At 70.9% G+C, this 26,961-nt stretch carries 25 protein-coding genes, 1 pseudogene and 1 riboswitch; of the genes and pseudogenes, 9 read left to right on the forward strand and 17 right to left on the reverse strand.

Annotated elements, in window-relative coordinates; translation table 11 throughout:
• The first annotated feature begins 17 nt into the window (after positions 1-17).
• Positions 18-923 (forward strand): helix-turn-helix domain-containing GNAT family N-acetyltransferase, encoded by a 906-nt coding sequence (locus AB0P24_RS08170; RefSeq protein WP_365791422.1) that lies wholly within the window; start codon positions 18-20, stop codon positions 921-923.
• A gap of 273 nt (positions 924-1,196) precedes the next feature.
• Here AB0P24_RS08170 and AB0P24_RS08175 read toward each other — a convergent pair whose 3' ends face one another.
• The 5 genes from AB0P24_RS08175 to thrC all read right to left on the reverse strand — a co-directional run bounded on the left by AB0P24_RS08175 (position 1,197) and on the right by thrC (position 6,857).
• Positions 1,197-2,324, reverse strand: coding sequence for an NADH:flavin oxidoreductase (locus AB0P24_RS08175; protein ID WP_365791424.1), 1,128 nt, complete (start codon positions 2,322-2,324; stop codon positions 1,197-1,199).
• 225 nt (positions 2,325-2,549) lie between these two features.
• Positions 2,550-4,172, reverse strand: coding sequence for a chaperonin GroEL (gene groL, locus AB0P24_RS08180; RefSeq protein ID WP_365791426.1), 1,623 nt, complete (start codon positions 4,170-4,172; stop codon positions 2,550-2,552).
• 406 nt (positions 4,173-4,578) lie between these two features.
• Positions 4,579-4,785, reverse strand: a complete 207-nt coding sequence (locus AB0P24_RS08185; protein ID WP_019057200.1) for a cold-shock protein — start codon at positions 4,783-4,785, stop codon at positions 4,579-4,581.
• A gap of 468 nt (positions 4,786-5,253) precedes the next feature.
• On the reverse strand, positions 5,254-5,529 hold the full coding sequence (locus AB0P24_RS08190) for a MoaD/ThiS family protein (RefSeq protein WP_181803350.1): 276 nt from the start codon (positions 5,527-5,529) through the stop codon (positions 5,254-5,256).
• Between the two features lie 44 nt (positions 5,530-5,573).
• Positions 5,574-6,857: a threonine synthase gene (gene thrC, locus AB0P24_RS08195; protein ID WP_365791429.1), complete on the reverse strand. Its 1,284-nt coding sequence runs from the start codon at positions 6,855-6,857 to the stop codon at positions 5,574-5,576.
• A gap of 18 nt (positions 6,858-6,875) precedes the next feature.
• Positions 6,876-7,037, reverse strand: a riboswitch (SAM riboswitch).
• Between the two features lie 157 nt (positions 7,038-7,194).
• On the opposite strand from thrC, the gene AB0P24_RS08200 reads away from it, so the two are divergent.
• The gene (locus AB0P24_RS08200; RefSeq protein WP_365791431.1) at positions 7,195-8,139 is read left to right on the forward strand and encodes a glucosyl-3-phosphoglycerate synthase; all 945 of its coding nucleotides are present in this window, start codon (positions 7,195-7,197) and stop codon (positions 8,137-8,139) included.
• Positions 8,140-8,233: 94 nt separating this feature from the next.
• Entirely contained in the window at positions 8,234-9,670 is a 1,437-nt protein-coding gene (locus tag AB0P24_RS08205; RefSeq protein WP_365791433.1) for a trehalose-6-phosphate synthase, read from the forward strand.
• A gap of 121 nt (positions 9,671-9,791) precedes the next feature.
• Here AB0P24_RS08205 and otsB read toward each other — a convergent pair whose 3' ends face one another.
• From otsB to AB0P24_RS08220, 3 genes are all read right to left on the reverse strand, one after another.
• Entirely contained in the window at positions 9,792-10,643 is an 852-nt protein-coding gene (otsB, locus tag AB0P24_RS08210) for a trehalose-phosphatase (protein WP_365791435.1), read from the reverse strand.
• A 271-nt stretch (positions 10,644-10,914) separates the two neighbouring features.
• On the reverse strand, positions 10,915-11,148 hold the full coding sequence (locus AB0P24_RS08215; protein ID WP_365791439.1) for a DUF3263 domain-containing protein: 234 nt from the start codon (positions 11,146-11,148) through the stop codon (positions 10,915-10,917).
• A gap of 17 nt (positions 11,149-11,165) precedes the next feature.
• The gene (locus tag AB0P24_RS08220; protein WP_365791724.1) at positions 11,166-12,434 is read right to left on the reverse strand and encodes an extracellular solute-binding protein; all 1,269 of its coding nucleotides are present in this window, start codon (positions 12,432-12,434) and stop codon (positions 11,166-11,168) included.
• Positions 12,435-12,564: 130 nt separating this feature from the next.
• Here AB0P24_RS08220 and AB0P24_RS08225 point away from each other — a divergent pair, with 130 nt between their 5' ends.
• The 3 genes from AB0P24_RS08225 (at position 12,565) to AB0P24_RS08235 (ending at position 15,770) form a co-directional block, all read left to right on the forward strand.
• A complete protein-coding gene (locus tag AB0P24_RS08225) occupies positions 12,565-13,503 on the forward strand; it encodes an ROK family protein (protein WP_365791441.1) in 939 nt (312 codons plus the stop codon).
• Entirely contained in the window at positions 13,503-14,729 is a 1,227-nt protein-coding gene (gene nagA, locus AB0P24_RS08230) for an N-acetylglucosamine-6-phosphate deacetylase (RefSeq protein WP_365791443.1), read from the forward strand. Before AB0P24_RS08225 ends, nagA begins: the two co-directional genes overlap by 1 nt.
• 111 nt (positions 14,730-14,840) lie before the next feature.
• On the forward strand, positions 14,841-15,770 hold the full coding sequence (locus AB0P24_RS08235; protein WP_365791445.1) for a 1-phosphofructokinase family hexose kinase: 930 nt from the start codon (positions 14,841-14,843) through the stop codon (positions 15,768-15,770).
• Positions 15,771-15,792: 22 nt separating this feature from the next.
• Here AB0P24_RS08235 and AB0P24_RS08240 read toward each other — a convergent pair whose 3' ends face one another.
• Together AB0P24_RS08240 and cdgB are read right to left on the reverse strand one after the other, a co-directional pair.
• Positions 15,793-16,743, reverse strand: coding sequence for a carbohydrate-binding protein (locus tag AB0P24_RS08240; protein WP_365791447.1), 951 nt, complete (start codon positions 16,741-16,743; stop codon positions 15,793-15,795).
• Positions 16,744-16,861: 118 nt separating this feature from the next.
• Positions 16,862-18,523, reverse strand: coding sequence for a diguanylate cyclase CdgB (gene cdgB / locus AB0P24_RS08245; protein ID WP_365791449.1), 1,662 nt, complete (start codon positions 18,521-18,523; stop codon positions 16,862-16,864).
• Positions 18,524-18,904: 381 nt separating this feature from the next.
• Here cdgB and AB0P24_RS08250 point away from each other — a divergent pair, with 381 nt between their 5' ends.
• Positions 18,905-19,423 (forward strand): flavin reductase family protein, encoded by a 519-nt coding sequence (locus AB0P24_RS08250; protein WP_365791451.1) that lies wholly within the window; start codon positions 18,905-18,907, stop codon positions 19,421-19,423.
• A gap of 65 nt (positions 19,424-19,488) precedes the next feature.
• Positions 19,489-19,692, forward strand: a pseudogene (locus AB0P24_RS08255) (GNAT family N-acetyltransferase); the annotation flags it as partial.
• Positions 19,693-19,853: 161 nt separating this feature from the next.
• On the opposite strand, the gene AB0P24_RS08260 reads toward AB0P24_RS08255, so the two are convergent.
• From AB0P24_RS08260 to arfB, 5 genes are all read right to left on the reverse strand, one after another.
• A complete protein-coding gene (locus tag AB0P24_RS08260; RefSeq protein ID WP_365791453.1) occupies positions 19,854-20,501 on the reverse strand; it encodes an ATP/GTP-binding protein in 648 nt (215 codons plus the stop codon).
• Positions 20,482-20,880, reverse strand: coding sequence for a DUF742 domain-containing protein (locus AB0P24_RS08265; RefSeq protein WP_365791455.1), 399 nt, complete (start codon positions 20,878-20,880; stop codon positions 20,482-20,484). The genes AB0P24_RS08260 and AB0P24_RS08265 overlap by 20 nt, the downstream gene beginning before the upstream one ends.
• Positions 20,877-21,308, reverse strand: coding sequence for a roadblock/LC7 domain-containing protein (locus tag AB0P24_RS08270; RefSeq protein WP_365791457.1), 432 nt, complete (start codon positions 21,306-21,308; stop codon positions 20,877-20,879). The genes AB0P24_RS08265 and AB0P24_RS08270 overlap by 4 nt, the downstream gene beginning before the upstream one ends.
• Positions 21,305-23,827, reverse strand: a complete 2,523-nt coding sequence (locus AB0P24_RS08275; protein ID WP_365791459.1) for a nitrate- and nitrite sensing domain-containing protein — start codon at positions 23,825-23,827, stop codon at positions 21,305-21,307. Before AB0P24_RS08275 ends, AB0P24_RS08270 begins: the two co-directional genes overlap by 4 nt.
• Positions 23,828-24,509: 682 nt before the next feature.
• On the reverse strand, positions 24,510-24,938 hold the full coding sequence (arfB, locus tag AB0P24_RS08280; RefSeq protein WP_365791461.1) for an alternative ribosome rescue aminoacyl-tRNA hydrolase ArfB: 429 nt from the start codon (positions 24,936-24,938) through the stop codon (positions 24,510-24,512).
• A 182-nt stretch (positions 24,939-25,120) separates the two neighbouring features.
• On the opposite strand from arfB, the gene AB0P24_RS08285 reads away from it, so the two are divergent.
• Complete coding sequence (locus tag AB0P24_RS08285; RefSeq protein ID WP_234542527.1) at positions 25,121-25,696, forward strand: TerD family protein; 576 nt, start codon at positions 25,121-25,123, stop codon at positions 25,694-25,696.
• A gap of 71 nt (positions 25,697-25,767) precedes the next feature.
• Here the strand turns inward: AB0P24_RS08285 and AB0P24_RS08290 are convergent, their stop codons facing one another.
• Together AB0P24_RS08290 and AB0P24_RS08295 are read right to left on the reverse strand one after the other, a co-directional pair.
• The gene (locus AB0P24_RS08290) at positions 25,768-26,055 is read right to left on the reverse strand and encodes a DUF397 domain-containing protein (protein WP_365791463.1); all 288 of its coding nucleotides are present in this window, start codon (positions 26,053-26,055) and stop codon (positions 25,768-25,770) included.
• Positions 26,052-26,909, reverse strand: a complete 858-nt coding sequence (locus AB0P24_RS08295) for a helix-turn-helix transcriptional regulator (RefSeq protein WP_365791465.1) — start codon at positions 26,907-26,909, stop codon at positions 26,052-26,054. The genes AB0P24_RS08290 and AB0P24_RS08295 overlap by 4 nt, the downstream gene beginning before the upstream one ends.
• Positions 26,910-26,961: the final 52 nt, after the last annotated feature.

A 26,961-nucleotide genomic window follows, 5' to 3' on the forward strand; every position in this document is an offset into this window, starting at 1 on the left:
CTGACTAAGGTCAGAGAATGGACGAGGCGCAGATCGAGCAGGTACGGCGGTTCAACCGCACCGTCACCGCACGCGTGGGCGTGCTCCACGACCGCTACCTGGGCCGTGACCGCCCGATCGGCGAGGCCCGGCTGCTCTGGGAGATCGGTGAGCGGGGCGATGACGTGCGACGGCTGCGGGAGCGGCTCGGACTCGACTCCGGATACGTCAGCCGGCTGCTGCGCTCCCTGGAGGGCGACGGCCTGGTGGCGGTGGAGCCGCACCCCGAGGACAGGCGGGTGCGCACCGTGCGGCTGACCGAGAAGGGCCGGGCGGAGCGCGCCCTGCTCGACGACCGCAGCGACGACCTGGCCGGATCCCTCCTCCAGCCGCTCAACGCGACCCAGCGCGCCCGGCTGGTCGCGGCCATGGCCGAGGTCGAGCTGCTGCTGACCGCCGGCACGGTCACCCTCGACGTCGTCGACCCCGACCACCCCGACGCCCGGCACTGCCTGCTCGCCTACTTCGCCGAATTGCAGGAGCGCTTCGACACCGGCTTCGACCCCGCGCGCAGCCTGCTGCCCGACGCGGGTGAACTGCGGCCGCCGCACGGCCTGTTCCTGGTCGCCAGGCTGCACGGCGAACCCGTCGGCTGCGCCGGGGTGAAACTGCCGCCCGGGGCTCCGGCGGAGATCAAGCGCATGTGGGTCGCCCCGCGGGCCCGCAGGCTCGGCCTCGCCCGCCGGTTCCTGACCGAACTGGAGGCACGGGCCGCCCGGCACGGCTACGACACCCTGCGCCTGGACACCAACAAGACACTCAGCGCCGCGATCAACCTCTACCACTCCTTCGGCTTCGAGGAGGTCCCCGCCTTCAACGACGAGCCCTACGCCCACCACTGGTTCGAGAAGCGGATCACCGCACCCTCAGCCGAGCAGCGCTGACGGGCCGAACGACACCGCTGCCCGCCCGGAGGAGGCCGGCGAGGTCCGCCTCCTCTCCTGGCCGCCGTCGGGCGCTGGGGCTGGGGGAGGTGCGCGGGCGTGGGGGCGGACGCCGCGCCTTGCGGGGCGCTGGTCTTCGGCCTTCTGTCGCTGCCCGTGCAGGGTGCGGTCGCCCTGGTCATGGGTGTCGCGGGACGGCTGTGACCGGCTGCGCGGCCGCCCTCGGGTTCCCCGGCCGCGTCGCCGGGGAACCCGAGGGCGAACGGGGCGGGGTCAGCTCAGGGTCTTGAGCGCCGCCCCGTCGAACGGCTTCAGTTCGTCGGCGCGGCCGGCGAGGACCTTCGCGGCCCACTGGGGGTCCTGGAGCAGGGCGCGGCCGACGGCGACCATGTCGTACTCCCCGCGCTCCAGGCTGTCGAGGAGGTCGTCGATGCCCTTGGTCGCGGCGCCCTCCCCCGCGAAGGCCCTGAAGAACTCGCCGTCCAGGCCGACCGAGCCGACGGTGATGGCGGGCCTGCCGGTGAGCTTCTTGGTCCAGCCGGCCAGGTTCAGGTCGGAGCCCTCGAACTCGGGGAGCCAGTAGCGGCGCGTGGAGGCGTGGAAGGCGTCGACGCCGGCGGCGGCCAGCGGGGTGAGGATCGCCTCCAGTTCCTCGGGGGTCTCGGCGAGGCGGGCGTCGTAGTTGTCGGACTTCCACTGCGAGTAGCGGAAGATGACCGGGAACTCGGGGGATACGGCCTCGCGTACGGCGGCCACGATCTCCGCGGCGAACTTCGTGCGGGCGACCGGGTCGCCGCCGTACGCGTCGGTGCGGCGGTTGGTGCCCGCCCACAGGAACTGGTCGATCAGGTAGCCGTGGGCGCCGTGCAGCTCGACGCCGTCGAAGCCGATGCGCTCGGCGGCGGCCGCGGCCTCGGCGAACGCGCGGATGACGTCGTCCAGGTCCTGCCGGGTCATCGCCCGGCCCTCGCCCTCGGTGCCGTCCAGGCGGATACCGGAGGGGCCGACGGCGGGGGCGTCCGCGTACGGCGGCTGGCCCTGCTTGCGGACCATGCCGATGTGCCAGAGCTGCGGGACGATCGCGCCGCCGGCCGCGTGCACCCCCTCGGCGACCTTCGCCCAGCCCGCCAGCTGCTCCTCGCCGTGGAACCGCGGGACACGGCTGCTGTTCCCGGCCGATTCGTGGCCGACGTACGTCCCCTCGGTGACGATCAGACCGACACCGGCGGCGGCCCGGCGGGAGTAGTACGAGACCACGTCCTCGCCGGGGACGCCGCCGGGGCTGAACTGACGCGTCATCGGGGCCATCACGATCCGGTTGGGGACCGTGAGCCCGTTCAGGGCGATGGGACGGGAGAGGATCTCGGCCGCGCGGGAGGCAGGGGGCGTGGTGACGGTCACGTGGGGGGCTCCTCGTGAATAGGTCGTATACCTAGGTCGCATACCAAACGGTATGTGCACGCGCATCGAATGCACGTCTCGTGCAACGACCTGCCCGGTCGTACGCATTCCCGGCCCGGCGCGGGTGCCGTGTGACCCCGGACACGGCACGCCGAAGGGCGGCACCCCCTGTCGCACAGGGAGTGCCGCCCTTGGTACTGCGCGGGAACCGCCGAGCCGTCAGGCTCAGAAGTCCATGTCACCGCCCGGCATGCCGCCCGGAGCGGCCGCGGCGGCCTTCTCCGGCTTGTCGGCGATGACGGCCTCGGTGGTGAGGAACAGCGCGGCGATGGAGGCGGCGTTCTGAAGCGCGGAGCGCGTCACCTTCGCCGGGTCGATGATGCCCTCGGCGACCAGGTCGACGTACTCACCGGTCGCGGCGTTGAGGCCGTGACCCGGGGTGAGGTTGCGGACCTTCTCCACCACGACGCCGCCTTCGAGGCCGGCGTTCACGGCGATCTGCTTCAGCGGGGCCTCGAGGGCGAGCTTCACGGCCTGCGCGCCGGTCGCCTCGTCACCCTCCAGCTCCAGCTTGTCGAAGACCGAGGAGGCCTGAAGCAGGGCCACGCCACCACCGGCGACGATGCCCTCCTCGACGGCCGCCTTGGCGTTGCGCACGGCGTCCTCGATGCGGTGCTTGCGCTCCTTGAGCTCGACCTCGGTCGCGGCACCGGCCTTGATGACGGCGACGCCACCGGCGAGCTTGGCCAGGCGCTCCTGGAGCTTCTCGCGGTCGTAGTCCGAGTCGGACTGCTCGATCTCGGCGCGGATCTGGTTGACCCGGCCCTGGACCTGCTCGGTGGAGCCGGCGCCGTCGACGATGGTGGTCTCGTCCTTGGTGATGACCACCTTGCGGGCGCGGCCCAGCAGGTCGAGGGTCGTGTTCTCCAGCTTGAGACCGACCTCCTCGGAGATGACCTCGCCACCGGTGAGGATGGCGATGTCGTTCAGCATCGCCTTGCGGCGGTCGCCGAAGCCCGGGGCCTTGACGGCGACGGACTTGAAGGTGCCGCGGATCTTGTTGACGACCAGGGTCGACAGGGCCTCGCCCTCGACGTCCTCGGCGATGATCAGCAGCGGCTTACCCGACTGCATGACCTTCTCCAGGAGCGGGAGCAGGTCCTTGACGGAGCCGATCTTCGAGTTGGCGATCAGGATGTACGGGTCGTCGAGGGACGCCTCCATACGCTCCATGTCGGTGGCGAAGTACGCCGAGATGTAGCCCTTGTCGAAGCGCATACCCTCGGTGAGCTCCAGCTCCAGACCGAAGGTCTGGGACTCCTCGACGGTGATGACGCCTTCCTTGCCGACCTTGTCCATGGCCTCGGCGATGAGCTCGCCGATCTGGGTGTCGGCGGCGGAGATGGAGGCCGTGGAGGCGATCTGCTCCTTGGTCTCGACGTCCTTCGCCTGCTCCAGCAGGGCACCGGAGACCGCCTCGACGGCCTTCTCGATACCGCGCTTCAGGGCCATCGGGTTGGCACCGGCGGCCACGTTGCGCAGGCCCTCGCGGACCAGGGCCTGGGCGAGCACGGTCGCGGTGGTCGTACCGTCACCGGCGACGTCGTCCGTCTTCTTGGCGACTTCCTTGACCAGCTCGGCGCCGATCTTCTCGTACGGGTCCTCCAGCTCGATCTCCTTGGCGATGGACACGCCATCGTTGGTGATCGTGGGGGCGCCCCACTTCTTCTCAAGGACGACGTTGCGGCCCTTGGGGCCGAGGGTGACCTTGACGGCGTCGGCGAGCTGGTTCATACCGCGCTCAAGGCCGCGCCGCGCCTCCTCGTCGAACGCGATGATCTTGGCCATGTGAAGTGGTCCCTCCAGGACTGGGGGTGAGTCTTCCGGACCGCGCCCGCGCCCGCGACGGACGGCTCGCCGACCCGTGGGTTCCTTGCCCCACCCGGCCTGCGGGCCTCACCGACCCGGTCCTTCTTTGTCACTCTCACCTTCAGAGTGCTAACGCCAATGATTAGCACTCGGCATGCCCGAGTGCAAGGCGCGCCCGCGAAGCGAGCTCGATGAGGGGTGACGGTCGGGCGGCGGGCGGGAGCAAGCGCCCCTCCCGGTCCGGCGGGACCTCCGGGCGCGCCGGAGCCGGATCTCCGGGCCGGCGGGGCACGGACCCGGGCACACCGAGGGGCTCGCACCCAGTGGATGCGAGCCCCTCAGCAGAAAAACAGAAGAACGTCGCTGCAGTCAGTCGGCGCGTGCTTCAGCTGGTCGCCAGCCGGACCATGTCCGCCTGCGGCCCCTTCTGGCCCTGCGAGATCTCGAAATCGACCCGCTGACCCTCTTCCAGGGTGCGGTAGCCGTCCATCTGAATCGCGCTGTAGTGGACGAAAACATCCGCACCACCGTCGACCGCGATGAAGCCGTACCCCTTCTCCGCGTTGAACCACTTGACGGTGCCCTGAGCCATGCCTAACTCCCCTATTACTGGCCCTTGCACAGATCCACACTTCGCGGATCCGGGTCAGACCTCACCCCCCATTGGTTGGGGGCGTGCGCCGGAACGCGTCGACCGCGGCTGAATGTATCTGTCCAACTGCCGTCTGCAACAGGTCAATCGGACGAGAATTCTGGATGGAAGGGGTCCGGAATGTAGCGAGAATTCGGCCGAATTCAGGGCAAGTCGGGCCCCATAAAGGCCACAAAAGCCGCATATAACCCGCACACTTTGGCTACTTCTTGGCGGGCCTGCGGTATCGAATACGGGGTCCGTGACCTGGAGATCGGGACCGTGTTCCCCAACTGTACCGCGCTCAACCACACAGAATTGCCCCCTCCGCTTCTCTCACGGAGGGGGCAATCGGGTGAACGCTCGGTGACGCCTGTTACCGAAGGTAATGTTCGGTCATTCGATCAGCCTGTCAAGCAGGTCGGCAGGTCAGCCGCCGGCGACGGCCGGGATGATGGAGACGCCGGCCCCGTCCGGGGTGGCGGTCTCCAGGCCCTGCTCGAACCGTACGTCGTCGTCGTTGACGTACACGTTGACGAACCGGCGCAGCTTGCCCTGGTCGTCGAGGACGCGTGCCGAGATCCCGGTGTGGTTCTTCTCCAGGTCGGAGATGACCTCACCGAGGGTGGTCCCTTCGGCGGTGACTTCGGCCTGGCCACCCGTGTAGGTGCGCAGGATGGTGGGGATGCGAACGGTGACGCTCACGTTTTTACCTCCGGTCTGGGGCAACGCCCTATTTCTCAGGGGACTCAGGCGAGCCCGGCCTCACGGAAAGACTCCAGATTCGGGCGAATGGTGGCGGTGAGCCCGGTTCCCGCAACCGCGTCCAGCGTCTTCAGCCCATCACCGGTGTTGAGTACAACGACCGACTTCGCCGGATCAATCAACCCATTCTCGATGAGCTTTTTGGTGACTCCAACCGTCACCCCGCCGGCGGTTTCCGCGAAGATTCCCTCGGTCCGCGCAAGCAGCTTGATGGCATCGACGACCTGCTCGTCGGTGACGTCCTCGACGGCACCGCCGGTGCGGCGCGCGATGTCGAGGACGTACGGGCCGTCGGCCGGGTTGCCGATGGCGAGGGACTTGGCGATGGTGTTCGGCTTCTGCGGCCGCACCACGTCGTGGCCCGCCTTGTAGGCCACCGACACCGGCGAGCACCCCTCGGCCTGCGCACCGAAGATCTTGTAGGGCCTGTCCTCGACGAGCCCGAGCTTGATCAGCTCCTGAAGCCCCTTGTCGATCTTCGTGAGCTGCGAGCCGGAGGCGATCGGGATGACCAGCTGGTCCGGGATCCGCCAGCCGAGCTGCTCGCAGATCTCGTACGCCAGGGTCTTGGAGCCCTCCGCGTAGTACGGCCGCAGGTTGACGTTGACGAAGCCCCAGCCCTCGCCGGCCGGGTCACCGATCAGCTCGGAGCAGAAACGGTTCACGTCGTCGTAGTTGCCCTCGATGCCGATGAGCTCGCCGCCGTAGATCGCGGCCATGACGACCTTGCCCTGCTCCAGGTCGTGCGGGATGAACACACAGGAGCGCAGGCCGGCCCGGGCGGCGGCGGCACCGACCGCGCCGGCCAGGTTGCCGGTGGAGGAGCAGGAGAGGGTGGTGTAGCCGAAGGCGCGGGCGGCCTCCACGGCCTGGGCGACGACGCGGTCCTTGAAGGAGTGCGTCGGGTTGCCGGAGTCGTCCTTCACGTACAGCCCGCCGGTCACCCCGAGCTCACGGGCCAGGTTGTCGGCCTGGACGAGCTTGGTCCAGCCAGGGTTGATGTTCGGCTTGGTCGCCACGTCCGCGGGGACGGGCAGCAGCGGCGCGTAGCGCCAGATGTTCGCGGGACCCGCCTCGATGCGCTTGCGGAGCTCCTCGGTGTCGTAGGCCGAGAAGTCGTACGCGATCTCCAGCGGGCCGAAACACTCCTCGCAGGCGAACACCGGGCCGAGCGGAACCCGGTGACCGCACTCGCGGCAGCTGAGGGCCGCGGCGGGACCGAGGTCGACGGTGGAATCCGTGGTGCTTGCAACAGTCTGCACAGCCATGTGAGGCGAGGCCCTTTCTCCTCATCTTCCTCACGACGCATCTCGCCGTGAGACGGATTTGGCACCTTCCCTAGCCGGGAGCCTCGCGAGCGATCGACACTGATCGGCGATCTACGAGTACCGACTGGAGGGTTGCCGGGGCTTCATCGGGCCGTTTCCCTCTGCCCCTCTGGATGAGCTGTATGCGGTTGTCAACGCCGGGTGACCCCAGGACATGCGATGGTCATCGGCGTTGTTCAAGACTGTAACCGAAGGCCAGGACAGTTGAGAGAGTCGTCCGTACCGCGAGATGGATCACACGTCGTCGTGTGGCCGTGACAGTGAGGAGCCGCTGACCGTGCTGGAAGAAGTCGAGCGCTGGCTGGCCACCCGCTCCTGGTCCGTGACCGAACGTCCGCTGCACAAGGTGATGGCCGCCAAGCGGTCCTCCGGGCAGACGGTCAGCGTCGTGCTGCCCGCTCTGAACGAGGAGGAGACCGTCGGCGACATCGTCGCGATCATCCGCCACGACCTCATGCAGCAGGTGCCGCTCGTCGACGAGATCGTGGTCGTCGACTCCGGCTCCACCGACCGCACGGCGGCCGTCGCCGCGGCGGCCGGCGCCCGCGTCGTGCACCGCGACGCGATCCTGCCCCGCCTCCCCGCCGTCCCCGGCAAGGGCGAGGTCCTCTGGCGCTCCCTCCTGGTCACCACCGGGGACGTCGTCTGCTTCATCGACGCCGACCTGCGGGACTTCTCCTCCGACTTCGTCACCGGAATCGTCGGCCCGCTGCTGACCGACCCGGACGTGGACCTGGTCAAGGCGATGTACGACCGCCCGCTCGGCGGCGCCGCCGGACAGGGCGGCCGGGTCACCGAACTGATGGCCCGCCCGCTGCTGAACATGCACTGGCCCCAGCTGGCCGGTTTCGTCCAGCCGCTGGGCGGCGAGTACGCGGCCCGCCGCTCCCTGCTGGAACAGCTCCCCTTCCCGGTCGGCTACGGCGTGGAGCTGGGCATGCTGGTCGACGCCCTGCACCTGGTGGGGCTCGACGCGCTGGCGCAGGTCGACGTGGGCGTCCGCAAACACCGCCACCAGGACGGCCAGGCCCTCGGCCGGATGTCCGCCGCGATCTACCGCACGGCCCAGCTGCGGCTCGCCCGCGGCCACCTGATCCGCCCCTCCCTCACCCAGTTCGAACGAGGCGAGGACGGCTTCGAACCGCGCACCTACTCCGTGGACACGGAGGAACGGCCGCCGATGGTGGAGATCACGGAGTACGCCGAGCGCCGGGTGGCGTGACTTCGCCGTACGGCCGTATACGGCGGCGCGTCGGGCATGCCCGTACGTTTGAGCGTTTACGGGCGGGGCTAGGTTCAGGCCTATGGCTTCTCCCATGGCTTCCACCGGCGGTGCCGAGGTGCTGGTCGCCTCGAACCGCGGACCGGTCTCGTACGAGCTGCGCCCCGACGACGCGGGCGGCTCGCTGCACGCCAGACGGGGCGGCGGCGGGCTGGTCTCGGGCCTGTCGGCCATCGGGCCGGACGCGAACGCGGTGTGGGTGTGCGCGGCGCTGAGCGACGGCGACCGGGAGGCGGTGCGGCGGGCCGAGGGCGGCCGGCTGCCGGCCGGGGACACCGGCGGGCAGCAGGTCCGGATGCTCGACATCGACGCGGACGTGTTCTCCGACGCGTACAACGGCATCGCGAACTCGGTGCTGTGGTTCGTCCACCACATGCTCTACCAGACCCCGCTGGAGCCCGTCTTCGACGCGGAGTTCCGGCGGCAGTGGGGTTCGTACCAGGCCTACAACCGCGCCTTCGCCGAGGCGCTGGCGCAGGAGGCGGGCGAGGGCGCGGTGGTGGTCATCCAGGACTACCACCTGGCCCTGGCCCCGCGGATGCTGCGCCGGCTGCGCCCGGACCTCCGCATCGGCCACTTCTCCCACACCCCCTGGGCGCCGCCGGACTACTTCCGGCTGCTGCCCGACGACATCGCGGCGGAGCTGCTGAGCGGGATCCTGGGCGCCGACCACGCGGCGTTCCTGACGCGGCGCTGGGCGGACGCGTTCGTCGCCTGCTGTCACGCGGTGCTGGGGCCGGGGATCCCCTCCTTGGAGGAGACCCGGATCGGGGTGCACGGCCTGGGGGCCGACGCGGACTTCCTGCGCAGGCGGGCGCACGAGCCGGACGTCGACGAGCGAATGCGGGCGCTGCGCGCGGAGATCGGCGGCGAGGGCCGCAAGACCATCGTCCGCGTCGACCGGACGGAGCTGTCGAAGAACATCGTGCGGGGGCTGCTGGCGTACCGGCAGCTGCTCGACGACCACCCCGAGTGGCGGGAGCGGGTGGTGCATGTCGCGTTCGCGTATCCCTCGCGGCAGGACCTCGCCGTCTACCGGGACTACACGGCCGAGGTGCGGCGGGTGGCGGACGAGATCAACGCCGCGTACGGGACGGCGGGCTGGACGCCGGTGCTGCTGCATGTGAAGGACGACTTCGCCCGCTCGCTGGCGGCCTACCGGCTGGCTGACGTGGCCCTGGTGAACCCGATCCGCGACGGCATGAACCTCGTGGCGAAGGAGATCCCGGTGGTCTCGGACGAGGGGTGCGTGCTGGTGCTGTCGCGGGAGGCGGGGGCGTACGAGGAGCTGGGCGAGGACGCGGTCGTGGTGAACCCGTACGACATCGGGGGGACGGCCGATGCGTTGGCGCGGGCGCTGGCCATGCCGGTGGAGGAGCGGGCGGAGCGCTGCAAGAGGCTGGCCGAGGCGGCTACGGCGTTGCCTCCGGCGCGGTGGTTTCTTGAGCAGCTGGGGGCGTTGGGCGGGTGATGTTCGCCCCCGCCGCCCCTACCCGTCCCGTCCTCCAGGGGGCTGCGCCCCCTTCGGCCCCCCATCGGTCGGATTGGATCTGCAGGCCGGTGGGGGCTGGTCGCGCAGTTCCCCGCGCCCCTTACGGGGCGCTCAGGGCGGCCAGGCTTCTCAGCAGTCTTACGACTCCCTCCGGGCCGTCCGTCACCACGTCCGCGCGGTCTGCCAGCTCTGTGACCTCCTCGCTGCCGCTGCATACCAGCAGGCCGGGGACACCTTCCGTGCGGAGTTTCTCCACGGCGGCGTAGGCCGGGATGTCGCCCAGGTCGTCGCCCGCGTAGAGGACCGAGCCCGCGCCGATCTGCCGCGCGAACTCGCGCAGCGCCGCCCCCTTGTCCATGCCCGGAGGGCGGAGTTCCAGGACCAGGCGGCCCGGTTCGACGATCAGGGCGTGCTGGGTGGCGAGCTCGGTGAGGGGGGCGCGGAGGGTTTCGAAGGTGGCCTGGGGGTCGGGGGCGCGGCGGGTGTGGACCGCGATCGCCCGGCCCTTCTCCTCGATCCAGGTGCCGTGCGAGGCGCCGACGCGGTCGAGGAGGGCGGGGAGTTCGGCGCGGACGGCAGCGATGCCGGGGTGCGGGGGCGGGGCGGTGATCTCGCCGGTCGCCGCGTCCCAGCGTTCGGCGCCGTAGTGGCCCAGGACGACGAGGTGCTCCAGGCCGGGTACGCCGGCGAAGCCGCCGTAGCGGACGGCGACCTCGGCCGGGCGGCCGGTGATGACGGCGACGGCGGCCACCTTCGGGGCGAGCGCGGCCAGGACCGGTACGGCGTCCGGGTGGGCCCGGGCCTGCTCGGGGTCGGCGACGATCGGAGCGAGCGTGCCGTCGAAGTCGAGGCCGACGAGCGCGGCCCCGGGCCGCGAGACCACCGCGGCAAGCCCGTCACGACCGGCGGGGGTACGAGGCGTCGGGAGGGGTTCCGTGATGTGGGTTCCCATGAACCCGACACTATCCCGTCGGGGTGCCGCAGCAGCGCCCCGTAAGGGGCCAGACCACCACCCCGCCAGGGGGCCAGACCACCACCCCGCCAGGGGGCCAGACCAGCACCCCGCCAGGGGGCCAGACCAGCGCCCCGTAAGGGGCGCGGGGAACTGCGCGACCAGCCCCCACCGGCCCGCAGATCCAATCCGACCGATGGGGGGCCTAAGGGGGCGCAGCCCCCTGGAGGACGGGACGGGTAGGGGCGGCGGGGGCGGAGAACCCCCCGGCTCAGCGTTCCGAGCGGCGCGCCTCCCGCACCCGCCGCAGCCGGTTCACCGTCACCGGATCATGGGCCAGTGCCCGCTCGTCGTCCAGCAGCGCGTTCAGGAGCTGGTAATAGCGCACCGGCGCCAGGTCCAGCTCCTCACGGATCGCGCGTTCCTTCGCCCCGGGGCTCGCGAAGCCCCGGCGTTCGAGAGCGAGGATGGCCTGCTCGCGCATGCCCAGTTCGTGCCGGTCCATGCCGAGAACCGTAGCGCTCAGCCGCCCCCGGCCGTACGGCTGTCGGCCGTCGCGGCCTCGGCCTGGAGCCGGGTGAGGATGCTGGTCGGGTTGCCCGCCGGGCTCACCGCCGTACCGATCTGCTCCTTGATGTCGGCGCTGACGGCGGCCCAGGACGTCTTGCCCGCCGGGTAGAGCTCGGAGGTCGGGAGCTGTTCCAGGAAGGGTCGCAGCTGCTTGTCCTGGGCCCGTGCGGAGTCGGTCATCGCCTGGGACGCGGACGTGGTGACGGGCAGCAGGCCGTACTCGCGGGAGAACGCGAGGACGTTCTTCTCGCTGTAGACGTAGTCGAGGAACTCGCCCACCTGCCGGGCGTGGCCGTTCTGCCTGAAGGCCGCCATCCAGTCGGCGACGCCCAAGGACGCGGTGCCGGTGCTCTGCCCGGCCCGGGCGGGCATCGGGACCGTGCCGAACTTCACGCCCTTCTTCTCGGCCTGGTTGATGAGCGTGGGGTGGCCGTTGAGCATGCCGACCTGGCCGTCGGCGAAGGCGGCGAACGCGGTCGCGCGGTTCAGGTTGCCGGGGGCCACCGGGCCGGTCAGGCCCTTGCCGACCAGCTCGTCCTTGAGCCAGGTCAAGGTGTCGATGTTCTGCGCGGAGTTGATCGTGTACGTGCCGGTGTCGTCGGTGTAGCCGCTGCCGCCGCTGAGCAGCCACTGCATGGTCTCCGCCTGCGCCTCCTCGGGACCGAGCGGCAGCGCGTACGGGTACTTCACGCCGTCCGCCTTGAGCGCCCTCGCGTCGGCCGCGAGCTCGTCCCAGGTGGTGGGCGGGGTGGTGATGCCGGCGTGGGCGAAGAGGGTCTTGTTGTAGAAGAGGACGCGCGTGGACGCGGCGAAGGGGATGCCGTACTGCGCGTGCTTCCACTGGCCCGCCTCGGCGAGCTGGGAGGGGAAGTCGGCCTGGACCGGGATGGAGAGCAGGTCACCGGCCTCGTACAGCTTGCCGGCGGCCGCGTAGTCGGCGTACGAGCCGATCTGCGCCAGGTCGGGGGCGTGCCCGGCGTCGACCATGTCCTTGACCTTGCGGTCGACGTCGTTCCACGAGTAGACGGTGACGTCGACCTTCACGCCCGAGTGCTGGGCCTCGTACGCCTTGGCCAGCTTGTCCCAGTACTTCTGGGAGCTGTTGGCGGCGGAGTCCCCGTAGTCGGCGGCGACGAGTCTGAGGGTGACGTCCGAGGATCCCGTCGTCCCGCACCCACCGAGGAGCGCCGTCATGCCCGTTGCGGACACCACCGCGATCATTCCTGCCCTGCGCCGCCGCACGTGTACCGCCCCTGTCCAGTTGTCTCGTCGTTCAATATGTCTGACCTATAAGGTCTACACCATGCAAGTGGACTAGACCTCTTGCGGGTCGGCGGGCCACACTGTTCCCGTGAGACATGTCATCGCCCTGGACGTGGGCGGCACCGGAATGAAGGCCGCGCTGATCGGCCCGGACGGCGAGCTGCTCCACCAGGACCGCCGCGCGACCGGCCGGGAGCGCGGCCCCGACGCCGTCGTCACCGCCATCCTCGACTTCGCCGCCGACCTGCGGGCGTACGGCGAGCAGCACCTCGGCGAGCCGGCCGCCGCGGCCGGCCTCGCCGTGCCGGGAATCGTGGACGAGCCCGCCGGCGTCGCGGTCTACGCGGCCAACCTCGGCTGGCGCGACGTCCCGCTGCGCGCCCTCCTCGCCGACCGCCTCGGCATCCCGGTCGCCCTCGGCCACGACGTGCGCACCGGCGGCCTGGCCGAGGGCCGGCTGGGCGCGGGCCGGGGCGCGGACCGCTTCTTCTTCGTGGCCCTCGGCACCGGGATCGCGGGCGGCTTCGGCCTGGACGGCCGGGTGGAGTCGGGCGCGCACGGCTTCGCGGGCGAGATCGGCCACGTCGTCGTACGACCGCGGGGTGCCCCCTGCCCGTGCGGGCAGCGCGGCTGCCTGGAGCGGTACGCGTCGGCGGCCGCCGTGAGCGAGGCCTGGGCGCGGGCCTGCGGCGACCCGGCCGCCGACGCGGCCGACTGCGCCAAGGCCGTCGCGTCCGGCGACCCGAACGCCGTCCGGGTGTGGGGGGAGGCGGTGGGGGCCCTGGCGGACGGCCTGGTCACGGCCGTCACCCTGCTCGACCCACGGGTGCTCATCATCGGCGGTGGTCTCGCGGAGGCCGGAAGCGTCCTGTTCGAGCCGCTGCGGGAGGCGGTGGAGCGCCGGGTGACGTTCCAGAAGCTCCCGGCGATCGTCCCGGCCGAGCTGGGAGACACGGCGGGCTGCCTGGGGGCGGGCCTGCTCGCCCAGGACCTGTTGACCACGACGACTGCGGAGGTAACCCCCTGATGCCCGCGACCGAGCCGCACTACAGCGCCCCGAAAGGGGCGCGGGGAACTGCGCGACCAGCCACAACACTCCCGCAGCCGGGATCGAACGGCCTGGTCCTCGACGGTGCCCATGTAGTTCTCCCAACCGGAGTGGTCGACAAGGGACGCCTGGTCGTCGACGGCACGAAACTCGCCGCCGCCGCCCCGGCGGACGCCCCCCTCCTCGACCTCACCGGCCACTGGCTCCTCCCAGGCTTCGTGGACATCCACAACCACGGCGGCGGCGGAGCCTCCTTCAGCTCGGGCACGGCGGAGGAGATCCTCACCGGCGTCCGCACGCACCGCGCGCACGGCACCACCACCCTCGTCACGTCCACCGTGACCGACGACATGGACGTCCTCGTCCGCCAGGCCGGTCTCCTCTCCGAGCTCGCCGAGCAGGGCGAGATCGCCGGCATCCACTTCGAGGGCCCGTTCATCTCCCCGTGCCGCAAGGGCGCCCACTCCGAGGCGCTGCTGCGGGACCCGGACCCGGCGGAGGTCCGCAAGCTGGTCGACGCGGCGCGCGGGCAGGCCCGGATGGTCACCCTCGCCACCGAACTCCCCGGCGGCATCGAGTCGGTACGGCTCCTCGCGGAGCACGGCGTGATCGCCGCCGTCGGCCACACGGACGCGACGTACGAGCAGACGGTGGAGGCGATCGAGGCGGGCGCCACGGTCGCCACCCACCTCTTCAACGCGATGCCGCAGCTCGGCCACCGCGCCCCCGGCCCGATCGCCGCCCTCCTGGAGGACGAGCGGATCACGGTCGAGCTCATCAACGACGGCACCCATCTCCACCCCGCCGCCCTGCAACTGGCCTTCCACCACGCGGGTCCGGACCGGGTCGCCTTCATCACGGACGCCATGGACGCGGCAGGCAGCGGCGACGGCCGCTACCTCCTCGGCCCCCTGGAGGTCGAGGTCACCGACGGGGTGGCCCGGCTGGTGGAGGGCGGTTCGATCGCCGGCTCCACGCTGACGCTGGACCGCGCGCTGCGGCGGGCGGTGACGGTCGACGGGCTGCCCGTCGAGCACGCCGTCGCCGCGCTGTCCGCCAACCCGGCCCGGCTGCTGGGTTGCTACGACCGCGTCGGCTCCCTGGAGCCCGGCAAGGACGCGGACCTGCTCGTGCTGGACGCGGACTTCACGCTGAAGGGCGTGATGCGGAAGGGCGCTTGGGTGGTCGTGCCCGAACTTCCCTGATCATGACCATGGCTTGAGAGACGGCGACCTAGGCCGGGTCGCCGCCTCTTTGGCATGATCGAGGCCCCCGGGCGACGGCACGGGCACGACACATGCGAGGGAGGCCGCCCGGTGATCCTCACGGTCACACTGAACACTGCTCTCGACATCACCTACCGGGTCGGGGCACTGCGCCCGCACACCTCGCACCGCGTCTCCGACGTGGCCGAACGGCCGGGCGGCAAGGGCGTGAACGTGGCCCGGGTGCTGGCCGCGCTGGGGCACGAGACGACGGTGACCGGGTTCGTGGGCGGGGCCACCGGACAGTCGGTACGGGAGCACCTCGCGGACACCCGGGGTGTGCGGGACGCGCTGCTGCCGGTCGCCGGGGCGACTCGCCGCACGGTCGCGGTGGTGGACGAACTCACCGGCGACACGACCCAGTTGAACGAGCCGGGCCCGCAGATAGCCCCCGCCGAGTGGGGTGCCTTCCTCGACCACTACGAGGAACTGCTGCCCGCCGCCTCGGCGGTGGCGCTGTGCGGCAGCCTGCCGCCGGGGGTGCCGGTGGGGGCGTACGCCGGACTGACAAAGGCCGCTCGCGCTGCCGGTGTCCCCGTCCTCCTCGACACCAGCGGAGAGCCACTGCGACGCGGAGTGGCCGCCCGCCCGGACCTGGTCAAGCCGAACACCGACGAACTGGCCGAACTCACCGGCTCCCACGACCCGACCCGCGCCACCCAGGACGCCCGCCGACGGGGCGCCCGCACGGTGGTCGCCTCCCTGGGCGTACAGGGCCTGCTGGCTCTCACCCCCGACGGCCGCTGGCGCGCCGTCCCACCCGCCCGCGAACACGGCAACCCGACCGGAGCGGGCGACTCCGCGGTCGCCGGCCTGCTCTCCGGCCTGATCGAACAACTCCCCTGGCCGGACCGACTGGCCCGCGCGGCAGCCCTGTCGGCGGCGACGGTACGAGCCCAGGCGGCGGGCGAGTTCGACCGCGCGGCCTACGAAGAGCTGGTGGGGCGGGTCACGGTGACGGGTGACCCCACCGCGGCGTGAGTGGTCAGCCGTAATCCGTGGGCTACTTGGTGACCTGCCCCTGCTTCAGCCAAAGCTGGTCCAGCAGGACGTCGCAGCTGTCGCCGCTCTGGCAGGACAGGGAGATCGTGTTGGTGCCCTTGGTGAGGGTCGGCCAGGAGTAGGTGGTCGTCCAGGCCTTGGTCGGGTCGCTCTGGTGCGTGTAGTTCTTCAGACCCATCTTGCTGCCGAACGCCTTGCCGTTGATGGTGAGCGTCATGCTCCCGTCCGTGATGGCGCTGTAGTGCGCGAAGACGGTGTAGGTGCCTGCCGACGGGATGCCGTTGACCGTCCAGGTGACGCCGGCGCCCGTCTGGTTGAGGTTCGTGACGTAGATGCCGCCCTCGGCCTTCGCGCCCTTGACGTCCGAGGCCAGGGTCGCGCCGCCGTCGAGGCGGAGTGCCTTCGCGTCGATCGGCGGGATGTCGCCCGTGGCCGACACCGAGCTCGTGCTCGACGGCGAAGGCGACGCGCTCTGGGACTGGGCCGGGGTGGTGGAGGCTCCGCTGCCGGCCTTGTTGTCGTCCCCGTTGCCGTTCATCATCGCGACGCTGATGCCTATGACGACCGCGGCGACGACAGCGATCGCGCCGATGAGGAGGCCCTTGGTGTTCGGGCCCCGGCCGCGGCCGGGGTTCGGCGGGGCCTGGCGGGTGGGCGGCGGGCCGCCGGGGAAGGTCTCCGGGGCCTGGTAGGCCGCGTTCGGCTGCTGGCCGTAGCCGCCCCCGGGCTGCTGCTGGGGGACGGTCTGGCCGCCGTACGGCGACTGCGGGGCCTGCTGCTGGCCGCCGTACGTCCGCTCGCCGACCGAGCGCACCCTGCTGACCTGATGCGGGTAGCCGTAGCCACCGGAGCCGGACGGCGGCTGGGCCCCTCTGGCCTGACCATCGGCGTACAGGTAGCCGAACGGGTCGTCGTCCTCGGGCGTGCTCGCGCCGTTGTTGCCGGGCGTCATCCCTAGGTACTCCTCAACAGGTGCGGGCGGATGCGGTACAGGTATTGAGAGTCGAGCCTACCCGGTCCAGCTGAGCCAAACGGGTGACTCACACCGCATCAGCGCGATGACCTGCGGATCATCCGGCACGGCGATGTGCTTTGGGACGAGATCGTTTCTCTACGTACATCCGCTCGTCGGCGGATTTCAGGACTTCGTCCGCCGTCATGCCGCAGTGCGCCCATCCGATGCCGAAGCTGGCGCCCACCCGGACGGCCCGGCCCTCCGCGCGGATCGGCTGGATGATCTCGTTGCGCAGGCGTACGGCCAGGTCCTGGGCGTCGGCCTTGCCGAGGCCGTCGGCGAGGATCACGAACTCGTCGCCGCCGAGGCGGGCCACCGTGTCGCCGTCGCGGACCGCCCTGCCGAGCCGCCTGGCGACCTCGATGAGGACCGCGTCGCCCGCGTTGTGACCGAAGCGGTCGTTGATGGACTTGAAGCCGTCGAGGTCGCAGAAGAGCACCGCGAGCCCCTTGGCGCCGTCGTCGCGGCCCTCCTCGGGGGCGACGGTGTGCACGTGGTGGTCGTACCCGCCGTCGTACGACGCCGAAGGCGACGTGCCGGCGAAGTCGAAGCCGTGGCCGTTGGCGTCGTGGGCGGGGTGGCCGTAGGCCGCGTCCAGGGACTCCAGGCCGACGCCGGAGTCGGCGCGCCGGCAGAGCCGGGCGGAGAGCCGGGAGCGCAGCTCGGCGGAGTTCGGCAGGCCGGTGAGGGAGTCGTGGGAGGCGCGGTGGGCGAGCTGGAGCTCGCGGCGCTTGCGTTCCTCTATGTCCTCGACGTGGGTGAGGAGGAAGCGGGGGCCGTCGGCGGCGTCCGCGACGACGGAGTTCCGGAGCGAGACCCAGACGTAGGTGCCGTCGCGGCGGCCGAGGCGGAGTTCGGCGCGGCCGCCTTCCGCGGAGGTGCGGAGCAGGGTGCCGATGTCCTCGGGGTGGACCAGGTCGGAGAAGGAGTAGCGGCGCATCGCGGCGGCGGGGCGGCCCAGGAGGCGGCACAGGGCGTCGTTGCTGCGCAGTATCCGGCCGTGCTGGTCGCCGCCCATCTCGGCTATCGCCATGCCGGAGGGGGCGTACTCGAAGGCCTGCCGGAAGCTCTCCTCGCTGGCCCGCAGCGCCTGCTGGTCGCGCTCCAGCCTGACCAGTGCCCGCTGCATGTTCGCGCGCAGCCGTGCGTTGCTGATCGCGATCGCGGCCTGGAAGGCGTACATCTGAAGGGCCTCGCGGCCCCAGGCGCCGGGGTGGCGGCCGTTGCGCGGGCGGTCGACGGAGATCACGCCGAGCAGTTCGCCGCAGGAGCTGCCCGATATGCCGGGCGTGTACATCGGGGCGAAGAGCCGGTCGGAGGGGTGCCACTCGTCCTCGAACCGGGGGGCGGGGCCGTCGGTGTACCACTGCGGGACGTCGTCGTCGTCGAGGACCCAGCCCTCGGTGTGCGGTATGAAGACGAGGTCGCCCCACTTCTCGCCCATGCCCAGCCGCCGCTCCCAGGACTCCCGGGAGCCGACCCGGCCGGTGATCAGGGCCTCGGCGGCGGAGTTGCCGGAGAAGGCGGCGACCACGAGGTCACCGTCGGGGCGTACGAGGTTGACGCAGGCCATCTCGTAGCCCAGAGCGTTGATCACACCGTCCGCGACGGTCTGCAGTGTGTCCGCCAGGCTACGGGCCGTGTTCATGTCGGCCATGACCTGGTGCAGCTGTCGCAGGGACGCAAGACGGACGTAGGGCTCCGACTCGGTCTCCATGCTCGCCCTCCCCCCGAGACCTCGCAGCGAATCAAGGGTCTGCTTCGGCGCTACTTTTCCCAGCCACTGAATCACAGCGCGCTGCCCACTCGGTACACAGGGTCAACAATTACCGTCCCTTGTGACTCAAGTCACAGGAGAACGTGAACAATTGCGTGGAGTTTCTGCGTTTTCCCTGTGCGCTTACTGAACGCAGCCTTTGTGGGGGTGCGCACATGATGCACGTTACGACCCTTCACGTCGTCCATGCCCCGCCCTTGGTCCTAGGACCGGGCTCGGGCCGATGGCCGATGCGGCGGCGCCGGGTCCGAGACTAGCGTTTCCGGCGTGCTGAAGACTCCCGCCCCCGCCGCCGCAGAAGCCACCGGGCATGCTGTGGGGGTGAGCAACGAAGCGTTCAAGGCCGCCATGGCCCGGCTGGCCGCCGGGGTGGTCCTGGTGACCGCACAGGAGCCGCCGCTGGACCCGGACGACCCGCTGGCGCCGACCGGTGAGGACGTCGGCATGACCGCCACCGCGTTCATGTCGGTGTCCCTCGACCCGCCGTTGGTGCTGGTCAGCCTGCGCGAAGGCTCCCGGATGGACGACCTGCTCGACGAACAGCCGCGGTGGGCGGTCTCCGTGCTCACCGAGAGCCAGCGGCACATCGCCGGCCGCTTCGCGATGAAGGGCCGCATCAGCGACCGCCTGCTCTTCGAGGACATCCCCTACGTCCGCGGCGAGGCCAGCGGCGCCCCGCTCGTCGGCGGCGCCCTCGCGACCCTGGAGTGCCGCACCGAACAGCGGGTGCCGGCCGGCGACCACACCCTCGTCATCGGGCGCGTCCTCACCGCGGAACTGCCGAGCACGGAAGGCGGACCGCTGATGTATTTCCGGGGCCGGTATCGACAGTTGGGATGAGACCGCACGGTCGGTTTCGTGAATTCCGTGGGCAGTTGGTGAACGGCCCTTCCTAGAGTGCGCGGATGTCTTCTCCGCTCCGCCTCGAAGAAGTGCCCACCGCGAATTCGACGGCGGCACTCCGCATTCGGGTCCGACCCGACCAGGAACACAACGTCAAGCCGGTCGCCGAGTCCGTCGCCGAGGCGAACGTCCGTCCGGCGGGGGTCGCCTGGGCACGCCTGATCGTCCGCGGAGACCGCACGGTCGGCTTTCTGACGGCCTTCCTCGGCGACGGCGCTGCCGCTGCCGCTGCGGCTCGGCGACGTCCCGAAGGGGCACGGGGCTGTACTGCTTGTGCGGCTACCGCCGGGTGGGCGGCCCAGGTGCCCCGTGTCCACCCGCGCGGGCCAGGGCGGTGCTCGGCCGCTCACTCGGTCTCAGGACGTGCCTACCCGGACGTGGCCGCCTGACCGGCCATCAAGTGGTCGACGAGCGCCAGCAGCACATCGCGGCCGTCCCCCCGGTCGCGGGCGTCGCAGAGCACCAGCGGCACCTGGGGGTCGAGGGCGAGCGCCGCGCGGATCTCCTCCGCGGTCCGGTCGCGGACCCCGTGGAAGCAGTTGACGCCGACGACGAAGGGGATGCCGCGGCTCTCGAAGAAGTCGATCGAGGCGAAGCTCACCTCCAGCCGCCGGGTGTCGACCAGGACCACCGCGCCCATCGCCCCGTTGACCAGGTCGTTCCACATGAACCAGAAGCGCTCCTGGCCGGGGGTGCCGAACAGGTACACCACCAGGTCGTCGCTGATGGTGATCCGCCCGAAGTCCAGCGCGACGGTGGTGGTGAACTTGCTGTCCACCCCCTCCAGGTCGTCCACGCCGACGCCGGCCCGGGTCAGGTACTCCTCGGTGTGCAGCGGGGCGACCTCGCTCACCGCGCCGACCAGGGTCGTCTTGCCGACGCCGAACCCGCCGGCGACCAGGATCTTCACCGCGAGCGGAGCGGTGTCCGTACGGCCCGCCGTGTGGTCCGCGGCGCGGCCGGACACATGGTCGGGCACGTGGCCCGACGCGTGCTCAGAGCTTGCGTAGTCCATCTCTCACCGCCTCGAGGATCGTCATGTCGGAAGGGCCGCCGGCCCGGCTGAGCGGCTGCGGCGAACGGGCCCACATATAACCGGAGTCGACCAGATCGCCGATGAGGATCTTGGTCAACGACACCGGGAGGCCCAGCTTGGCGGCGACTTCCACCACTGCCTTGGGGTCCCGGCAGAGCCCGAGGATCGTGCGGTGCTCCGGCTGCATCCTGCGCACCGCGAGCGCCGCCTGTGTGGAGACCTCGGGCAGCGTCCCCACCAGGGTGACCAGCGTCAGATCCGATCGCTCGGGGGTCGTGCGCCCGCTGGTGATCGTGTACGGACGGACCAGTTGCTCGTCGGCGTCACCGTCGTCGAACCCCTCGGTCCAGTGCCTCATCCGGCTCTCCCCGCGTCATCGGACGGCGGAGTACGCGCGTCGGTGCCCAGTCGCTGGCCGACCTGCTGCACCAGGGTGTGCATCGCGACACTCATCAGCTCGGCGTCGACCTCCTGGGAGGCGGTCACCGCCAGGTGGGTGCCGCGTCCGGCGGAGATCACGAACAGCCACAGGCCGGCCATCTCGACGATGACCTGGTGCACCGGGCCGCCGCCGAAGAGCTGCCCGGCGCCGCGGGCGAGGCTCTGCTGGCCGGTGGCGATCGCGGCGAGCCGCTCCGCGTCCGAGCGTTCGATGGTCCGCGAACGGCTCATCACCAGGCCGTCGTCCGACAGCACGATGGCGTGCCGGGTGCCCGCGACCTGGTCGACCAGCCCGTCCAGAAGCCAGTCCAGATCCACGTCAGTGGCCGTCGTTCGCTGCGTCATTCTTGATCATCCGTCCTAGAAGAGCCGGGCCGGTCGGGCGAGGCGGGCCCTTGGCCATGGCCGTCGCCACGGCCCTTGCCCTTGCCTTCGCCGGGGCCGGTACCGTCACCGCTGCCGTCGTGGTTGCCGCTGGTGTCGTTGTCGCCGCTGCCGTAGCCGTAGCCGCGGCCGATGTCGTAGCCGGTGGCGCTACCGCCGCTGTCACCGGTGCCGTCGTCCGGGTCGCCCCCGCCGCGGGCCAACCGGGACTGCCGCTGGAACACGCCGATCGTGGCCCCGGACCGGCCGGCCCGGTCAGGGACCGCCGTCCAGAGATCCGGCTCGTACAGTTCCGCCAGTTCCGCCTGCTCCGCCCGATCCGCCGGTTTCGCCGGGATCTGGAGTTCGGGCGCCAGGCTGGCCTGGCGGACCCGCTGGGGCAGCGGCCGCGCCGCGGTCGCCGGGGACGGGGACGAGGACGGGGATGCCTCGTTCTCGTCCGGCGGCCGGGGAACGGCGGCGGTGACGTTCGCCATCGCGTGTCCCTTGGCGCGGGTGGGCAGCCGCCCGCCCTCGTACGGCGCCCGCAGACCGGTACCGGCGTCGTGCGGCTGCCGCCGCGGACCGGGCAGGTGGGGCAGGGCCTCCGGGGGCTGTGCGACCGGCTGGGGCGCCGTGCCGGGCTGTTCCACCACCACCTGTTCCGGCAGCAGCACGACCACCCGGGTGCCGCCGAAGGCGGACGGCCGCAACTCCACCCGCAGGCCCAGGCCCGCCGACAGCCGGGCGACCACGTACAGGCCGAGCCGTACGTCGTCGGCCTGGGTCATCACGTCGAGCTGCGGCGGCGCCTCCATCAGCGCGTTGGCGGCGGCGTAGTGCTCCGGCTCCATGCCCAGGCCGCGGTCCTCGATCTCGACCGCCACGCCCCGGCCGACCCTCGCGGCCCGCACCTCGACCGGGGTCGGCGGCTTGGAGAAGGCGGCGGCGTTCTCCATCAGCTCCGCCAGGATGTGCACCAGAGAGCCCACCGCCCGCTCGGACACCCACGGCTCGTCCTCGACGTCGATCGAGATCCGGCGGTAGTCCTGCACCTCGCCCTGCGCGGCGCGCAGCACGTCGAGCAGCCGCACCGGCTTGCGCCAGCGGCGCTGCGGCTGGCCGCCACCGAGGATGACCAGGTTCTCCTCGTAACGGCGGAGCCGGGCGGTGAGGTGGTCCAGGTCGAACAGCCCCTCCAGCACCTCGGGGTCCTCGTGCGTGCGTTCCAGCTCGTCCAGCTTGCGCAGCTGGAGGCCGATGAGGATCTGGGTGCGCCGGGCGATCCGCTGGAGCAGCCGCTCGAAGCCGCGGTGCTGTTCGGCCTGCCGCACCGCGGTGGCCACGGCGCTGCGGCTGGCCGCGTTCAGGGCCCGCCCGAGCTCGCCGAGCTCGTCGGGGGTGGGCTCGACCAGCCGGACCTCGCGGTCCACGTCGACGTTCTCGCCGCGCTCCAGCCGGGACACCACGTCGGGCAGCCGCTGCTGGAGTTCCACGGCTTCCTCGCGCAGGGCGTAGATGCGCCGGCGCAGGAGGACGGTGAGACGCCAAGTGGTGAGGACGACCAGGATCACGGCGAGCAGGCCGATGGCGCTGACGGTGATCAGGGTCCACTGGAGCTGGCTGACGCTGTCGGCGGAGACCTTGTCGAGGTGCGCGACCCGGGCCAGGACCAGATTCAGTTGCAGCGGCTGGTTGGCGTCCACCGCGGCACGCCACTGGGTGTGGATCTGGCCGAGCACCAGCTCACCCTGCGAGTGGTGGGGGCCGGCGACGATGACCTGCTCCTCCAGGTTCTGCTGGGTCTTCCATGACTTGGCCGACGTCATCTTTGTGTACGCGTCGCGTTCGGCACCGGTGAGGCCGAGGGCGACCCGCCGGAGCAGGTACTCCTGAGCGCCGACGGCATCGACGAAAACGTCGTATTCGTCGACCTTCAGATGCCCGGTCTTCCAGTCGCGGCCGAGCAGAGCGTCCTCGCGCCCGATCCTGTCGGCGGCGCCGTAGAGGTCGACCAAGGGGGTCGCCAGCAAGGCCACATCGGCGTTGCTCCGGTGGCCGAGCGCGGTGAAGACGGTGATCAGCGAGTCGATGGTGCCGCTGTAGTAGTCGAACGCCGCCTGTTGACCGGCCGACCCGGTGTCCACCGCCCGGCGCTGCGCGGCGAGCCGGCCGAGATCGCGCACGGTGCCGGACAGGGCCGTGCCGAGCCCCTGCTGCCCGTGCGAGGTGTCCTCGTCCGCCACCGAGCGGAAGCCGGTCACCGCCTTGTCGGTCGCCGCGCGCGCGGCGACCAGCTTGCCACGGGTGGCGGTGCCGGGGTCGGCCTGCGCCTCCGCGGTGAGCCGCCGCTCATCTTCGAGGGACTGGAAGAGGACGGCCGACGGCCGGCCCAACGCGGCGCTCAGGTCGCTCTGGGTCTTCTCCGACTGCCAGCGGGTGGCCAGCTGGTACGTGCTCAGGCCCCACAGGGCCGCGAGCGCGAGGCTCGGTACGAGCACGAGGATGATCAGAACGGTACGCAGGGGCAGTCGACGGGAGCTGCCGCCCGACCCGACCGGCCGTGAGAGAAAGCCGGCTGACGTCGGCACAGCACCATGCGATGGCTGGTTCTCGGCGGCCATGCTCCTGGTTCGCCTGCCACCAAACCCGCCAAATCCGGTCACCTTAGGGACACTCCCCCCACCGTTCGGTGCATCCATGAGGAAAAAATCGCCAAAGTCCGGCGACTGGTGGCAGATAGTAGCCACATCCAACGGACTCCGTAAGCGTTTCTGTCTCACCCCACGGATCAGCCGGACGGCGGAGCGAGGTTCCGACCGGCCGGCCCGGAAACCGTTGTCCGACCGCGATCGCGAACGGCCGGCGGCGACCGGCAAGGCCATGACCAAGGTGGGGATGGTCCGCCTGATGCCCGTCCGGTTCTCCGGGCAGTCGTCGCGGTGCGGCCACGAACCAGCCACCTGGCAGGATTTCAGCAGCTCAGACGCTGTTGGCGAGGCGTCCCCGGTCTCGTCCGCCGTCGCGGTTCCGGATTCCGGCAGCGAGCAGTCCGCGGGCGGGCCCGGTGGCCTCGTCGCCGCATGCCACGCACGGATCCTCGTTCCCGACTGCGCATGCCAGGGAGATCGGCCGCACCACCACGTCTTCCGAGACCTCGATGGGAAGGCCGCAGCGACGGCTTTACGACCAGTCGCGGCCGGTGCGCCCCCGCTTGGTGTCCGAGCGCTGCTTCTTCTCCCGCAGCCGGCGCTCGTTGATCCCGCGCGGGATGCGGGTCGGCCTGCGCGGCTTGGGCGGCGGCGCGCTGGCCTCCGCGAGGAGCGCGGCGAGGCGTACGGCGGCGGTCTCGCGGTTGCGCCACTGCGAACGGTGCTCGGACGCCCGTACGACGACCACCCCGTCGACGAGCCGCCCCGCCAGCCGCTGAAGCGCCCGCTCCTTCCACACCGGCGGCAGCGCCTCGGTGTTCGCGAGGTCGAAGCGCAGCTCCACCTGCGAGTCACTGGTGTTGACGTGCTGCCCGCCGGGCCCGGACGAACGGGAGAAACGCCAGTGGAGCTCGGCCTCGGGAAGCGAGACGGAGCCGCGGATGACGTAAGGACCGGACATGCCCCCATGGTCGCGCGCCCGACCGGCGCACGTCACGCGAATAACGTTCATCCGGTGTTCGGTAAAGAAAGTAAAGGGAGCTGGAACCTTCGGTACCCCTCGTGGCGTTCATACGGGTACCTGTAGCTTCAGGCCCGTACGTCGTACCGCCGTACGCAAACGAGGGAAAGGACTCCCAAACCATGGCTGTAAGCCTGTCCAAGGGTGGCAACGTCTCGCTCACCAAGGAGGCTCCGGGCCTGACCGCCGTCACCGTGGGCCTCGGCTGGGACGTCCGCACCACCACCGGCACGGACTTCGACCTGGACGCCTCGGCCATCGCGGTCAACGGGCAGGGCAAGGTCTACTCCGACGCCCACTTCGTCTTCTTCAACAACAAGAACACCCCCGACAACACCATCGTCCACACCGGCGACAACCGCACGGGCGAGGGCGCCGGCGACGACGAGGCGATCAACGTCAACCTGGCCGCCCTGCCGGCCGACATCGACAAGATCGTCTTCCCGGTCTCGATCTACGACGCCGAAAACCGCGGCCAGAACTTCGGCCAGGTCCGCAACGCCTACATCCGCATCGTCAACCAGGCCGGCGGCGCCGAGATCGCCCGCTACGACCTCTCCGAGGACGCGGCGACGGAGACGGCCATGGTCTTCGGCGAGCTGTACCGCAACGGCGCCGAGTGGAAGTTCCGCGCGGTCGGCCAGGGCTACGCCTCGGGCCTGGTCGGCATCGCCCAGGACTTCGGCGTCAACGTCTGACGGACGCGGCACGCTGCGCTGTGCGGGAGCCCCTGGCCGTGGGTTGCGGCCGGGGGCTCCGGCGCGCCTGCTCAGCGCGCGGACGCGTACGGCACGAAGGCCGCCCAGGCGGAGGGGGCGAGGGCGAGCCGGGGGCCGGGGGTGGCGGGCGTATGCGTGTACTTGGAGTCGCGGATGTGGATGGTGGTGGGGGTGGGGGCTATTTCGAGGCAGGATTCGCCGTCGGGGCCGCTGCTGTAGGTGCTCTTGAACCAGGTCAGGGCGACTTCTACGCAGGACTCGCCGTTGGTGCCGCCGCTGTAGCTGCTCTTGAACCACACCAGGTCGGTGGGTTCCCCGGAGGAGGCCTTGCGGATCATGTCTCTCCCAGCAGTTGCTCAATAAAGGCCTGCGACTCCCGCGGAGGGAGAGCCTGCGCCCGGATGGTGCCATATTGCAGCTCGATGAGGCGGAGCTGTTTCGGATCGGTGGTCGGTCGCCCGCTGAACGCACCATCGGCGCGTCCGACGGCCGTGCCGTCCGGGAACTTCAGCAACTCGATCCTGCCGTCCAGCCCTGGATGCGCATCCGTGTTGGTCGGCATGACCTGAAGTGTGACGTGGTGCAACCGCCCTGCCTCCAGCAGACGTTGGAGCTGCTGTCGCCACACCATTGTGCCCCCAACCTGCCGTCGCAGAGGCGCCTCTTCCAGCACAAAGTGGATGGACGGAGCCGGGTCGCGTTCGAAAACCGACTGCCGAGCCAGACGGGCCGTCACCATGCGCTCTACGTCATCTGGCGAGTAGGGCGGCTGGGCCGCCGAGATCACGGCTCGCGCATGCTCAGGTGTTTGAAGCAGCCCGGCGATGATGTTGCACTCATACACCCCGATCTCAACCGCCTGCCCCTCCAACTTGGCAAGCTCCCGCACCTTCTTCGGATACCGGACCTTCTTCACGTCCTCCCAGGTCGCCGAGATCAGCCCACCCGCGCCCAGGACCTCGTCCGCCCGGTTCAGGTACTCCTGGCGGGGGATCCGCTTGCCGCCCTCCACCTTGTAGACCATGTCTTCCCCATAGCCGACCGCCTCCCCGAACTCGGCGGCCCGCATCCCCACCGCCTCGCGCCGCAGCTTCAGCTGACGCCCCACGGTGGCGATGACCGCCACGCCCCAGTCGTCGTCCGGGTCGACCTCCCAGCCCGGCTCGGTCACCTCGCCGTCGTCCACGCTCATCCCACGCCCCTTTTGCCGTACGCCCGTACCAGCGGACGCCCGTACCCGTACG

Origin of the sequence: Streptomyces sp. NPDC086519 (genome assembly GCF_040686075.1) — a bacterium.
GTDB lineage: Bacteria > Actinomycetota > Actinomycetes > Streptomycetales > Streptomycetaceae > Streptomyces > Streptomyces shenzhenensis.

What these genes read in the sequence shown, in the direction of transcription:
- AB0P24_RS08240 (WP_365791447.1), bottom strand. Translation starts at nt 16,743, where the DNA reads ATGACGCCCGGCAACAACGGCGCGAGCACGCCCGAGGACGACGACCCG.
- AB0P24_RS08205 (WP_365791433.1), top strand. Translation starts at nt 8,234, where the DNA reads ATGGCTTCCACCGGCGGTGCCGAGGTGCTGGTCGCCTCGAACCGCGGA.
- AB0P24_RS08215 (WP_365791439.1), bottom strand. Translation starts at nt 11,148, where the DNA reads ATGGACCGGCACGAACTGGGCATGCGCGAGCAGGCCATCCTCGCTCTC.
- AB0P24_RS08170 (WP_365791422.1), top strand. Translation starts at nt 18, where the DNA reads ATGGACGAGGCGCAGATCGAGCAGGTACGGCGGTTCAACCGCACCGTC.
- nagA (WP_365791443.1), top strand. Translation starts at nt 13,503, where the DNA reads ATGCCCGCGACCGAGCCGCACTACAGCGCCCCGAAAGGGGCGCGGGGA.
- AB0P24_RS08260 (WP_365791453.1), bottom strand. Translation starts at nt 20,501, where the DNA reads ATGGACTACGCAAGCTCTGAGCACGCGTCGGGCCACGTGCCCGACCAT.
- AB0P24_RS08265 (WP_365791455.1), bottom strand. Translation starts at nt 20,880, where the DNA reads ATGAGGCACTGGACCGAGGGGTTCGACGACGGTGACGCCGACGAGCAA.
- thrC (WP_365791429.1), bottom strand. Translation starts at nt 6,857, where the DNA reads ATGGCTGTGCAGACTGTTGCAAGCACCACGGATTCCACCGTCGACCTC.
- AB0P24_RS08290 (WP_365791463.1), bottom strand. Translation starts at nt 26,055, where the DNA reads ATGATCCGCAAGGCCTCCTCCGGGGAACCCACCGACCTGGTGTGGTTC.
- AB0P24_RS08185 (WP_019057200.1), bottom strand. Translation starts at nt 4,785, where the DNA reads ATGGCTCAGGGCACCGTCAAGTGGTTCAACGCGGAGAAGGGGTACGGC.
- groL (WP_365791426.1), bottom strand. Translation starts at nt 4,172, where the DNA reads ATGGCCAAGATCATCGCGTTCGACGAGGAGGCGCGGCGCGGCCTTGAG.
- AB0P24_RS08285 (WP_234542527.1), top strand. Translation starts at nt 25,121, where the DNA reads ATGGCTGTAAGCCTGTCCAAGGGTGGCAACGTCTCGCTCACCAAGGAG.
- otsB (WP_365791435.1), bottom strand. Translation starts at nt 10,643, where the DNA reads ATGGGAACCCACATCACGGAACCCCTCCCGACGCCTCGTACCCCCGCC.
- AB0P24_RS08220 (WP_365791724.1), bottom strand. Translation starts at nt 12,434, where the DNA reads ATGATCGCGGTGGTGTCCGCAACGGGCATGACGGCGCTCCTCGGTGGG.
- arfB (WP_365791461.1), bottom strand. Translation starts at nt 24,938, where the DNA reads ATGTCCGGTCCTTACGTCATCCGCGGCTCCGTCTCGCTTCCCGAGGCC.
- cdgB (WP_365791449.1), bottom strand. Translation starts at nt 18,523, where the DNA reads ATGGAGACCGAGTCGGAGCCCTACGTCCGTCTTGCGTCCCTGCGACAG.
- AB0P24_RS08295 (WP_365791465.1), bottom strand. Translation starts at nt 26,909, where the DNA reads ATGAGCGTGGACGACGGCGAGGTGACCGAGCCGGGCTGGGAGGTCGAC.
- AB0P24_RS08270 (WP_365791457.1), bottom strand. Translation starts at nt 21,308, where the DNA reads ATGACGCAGCGAACGACGGCCACTGACGTGGATCTGGACTGGCTTCTG.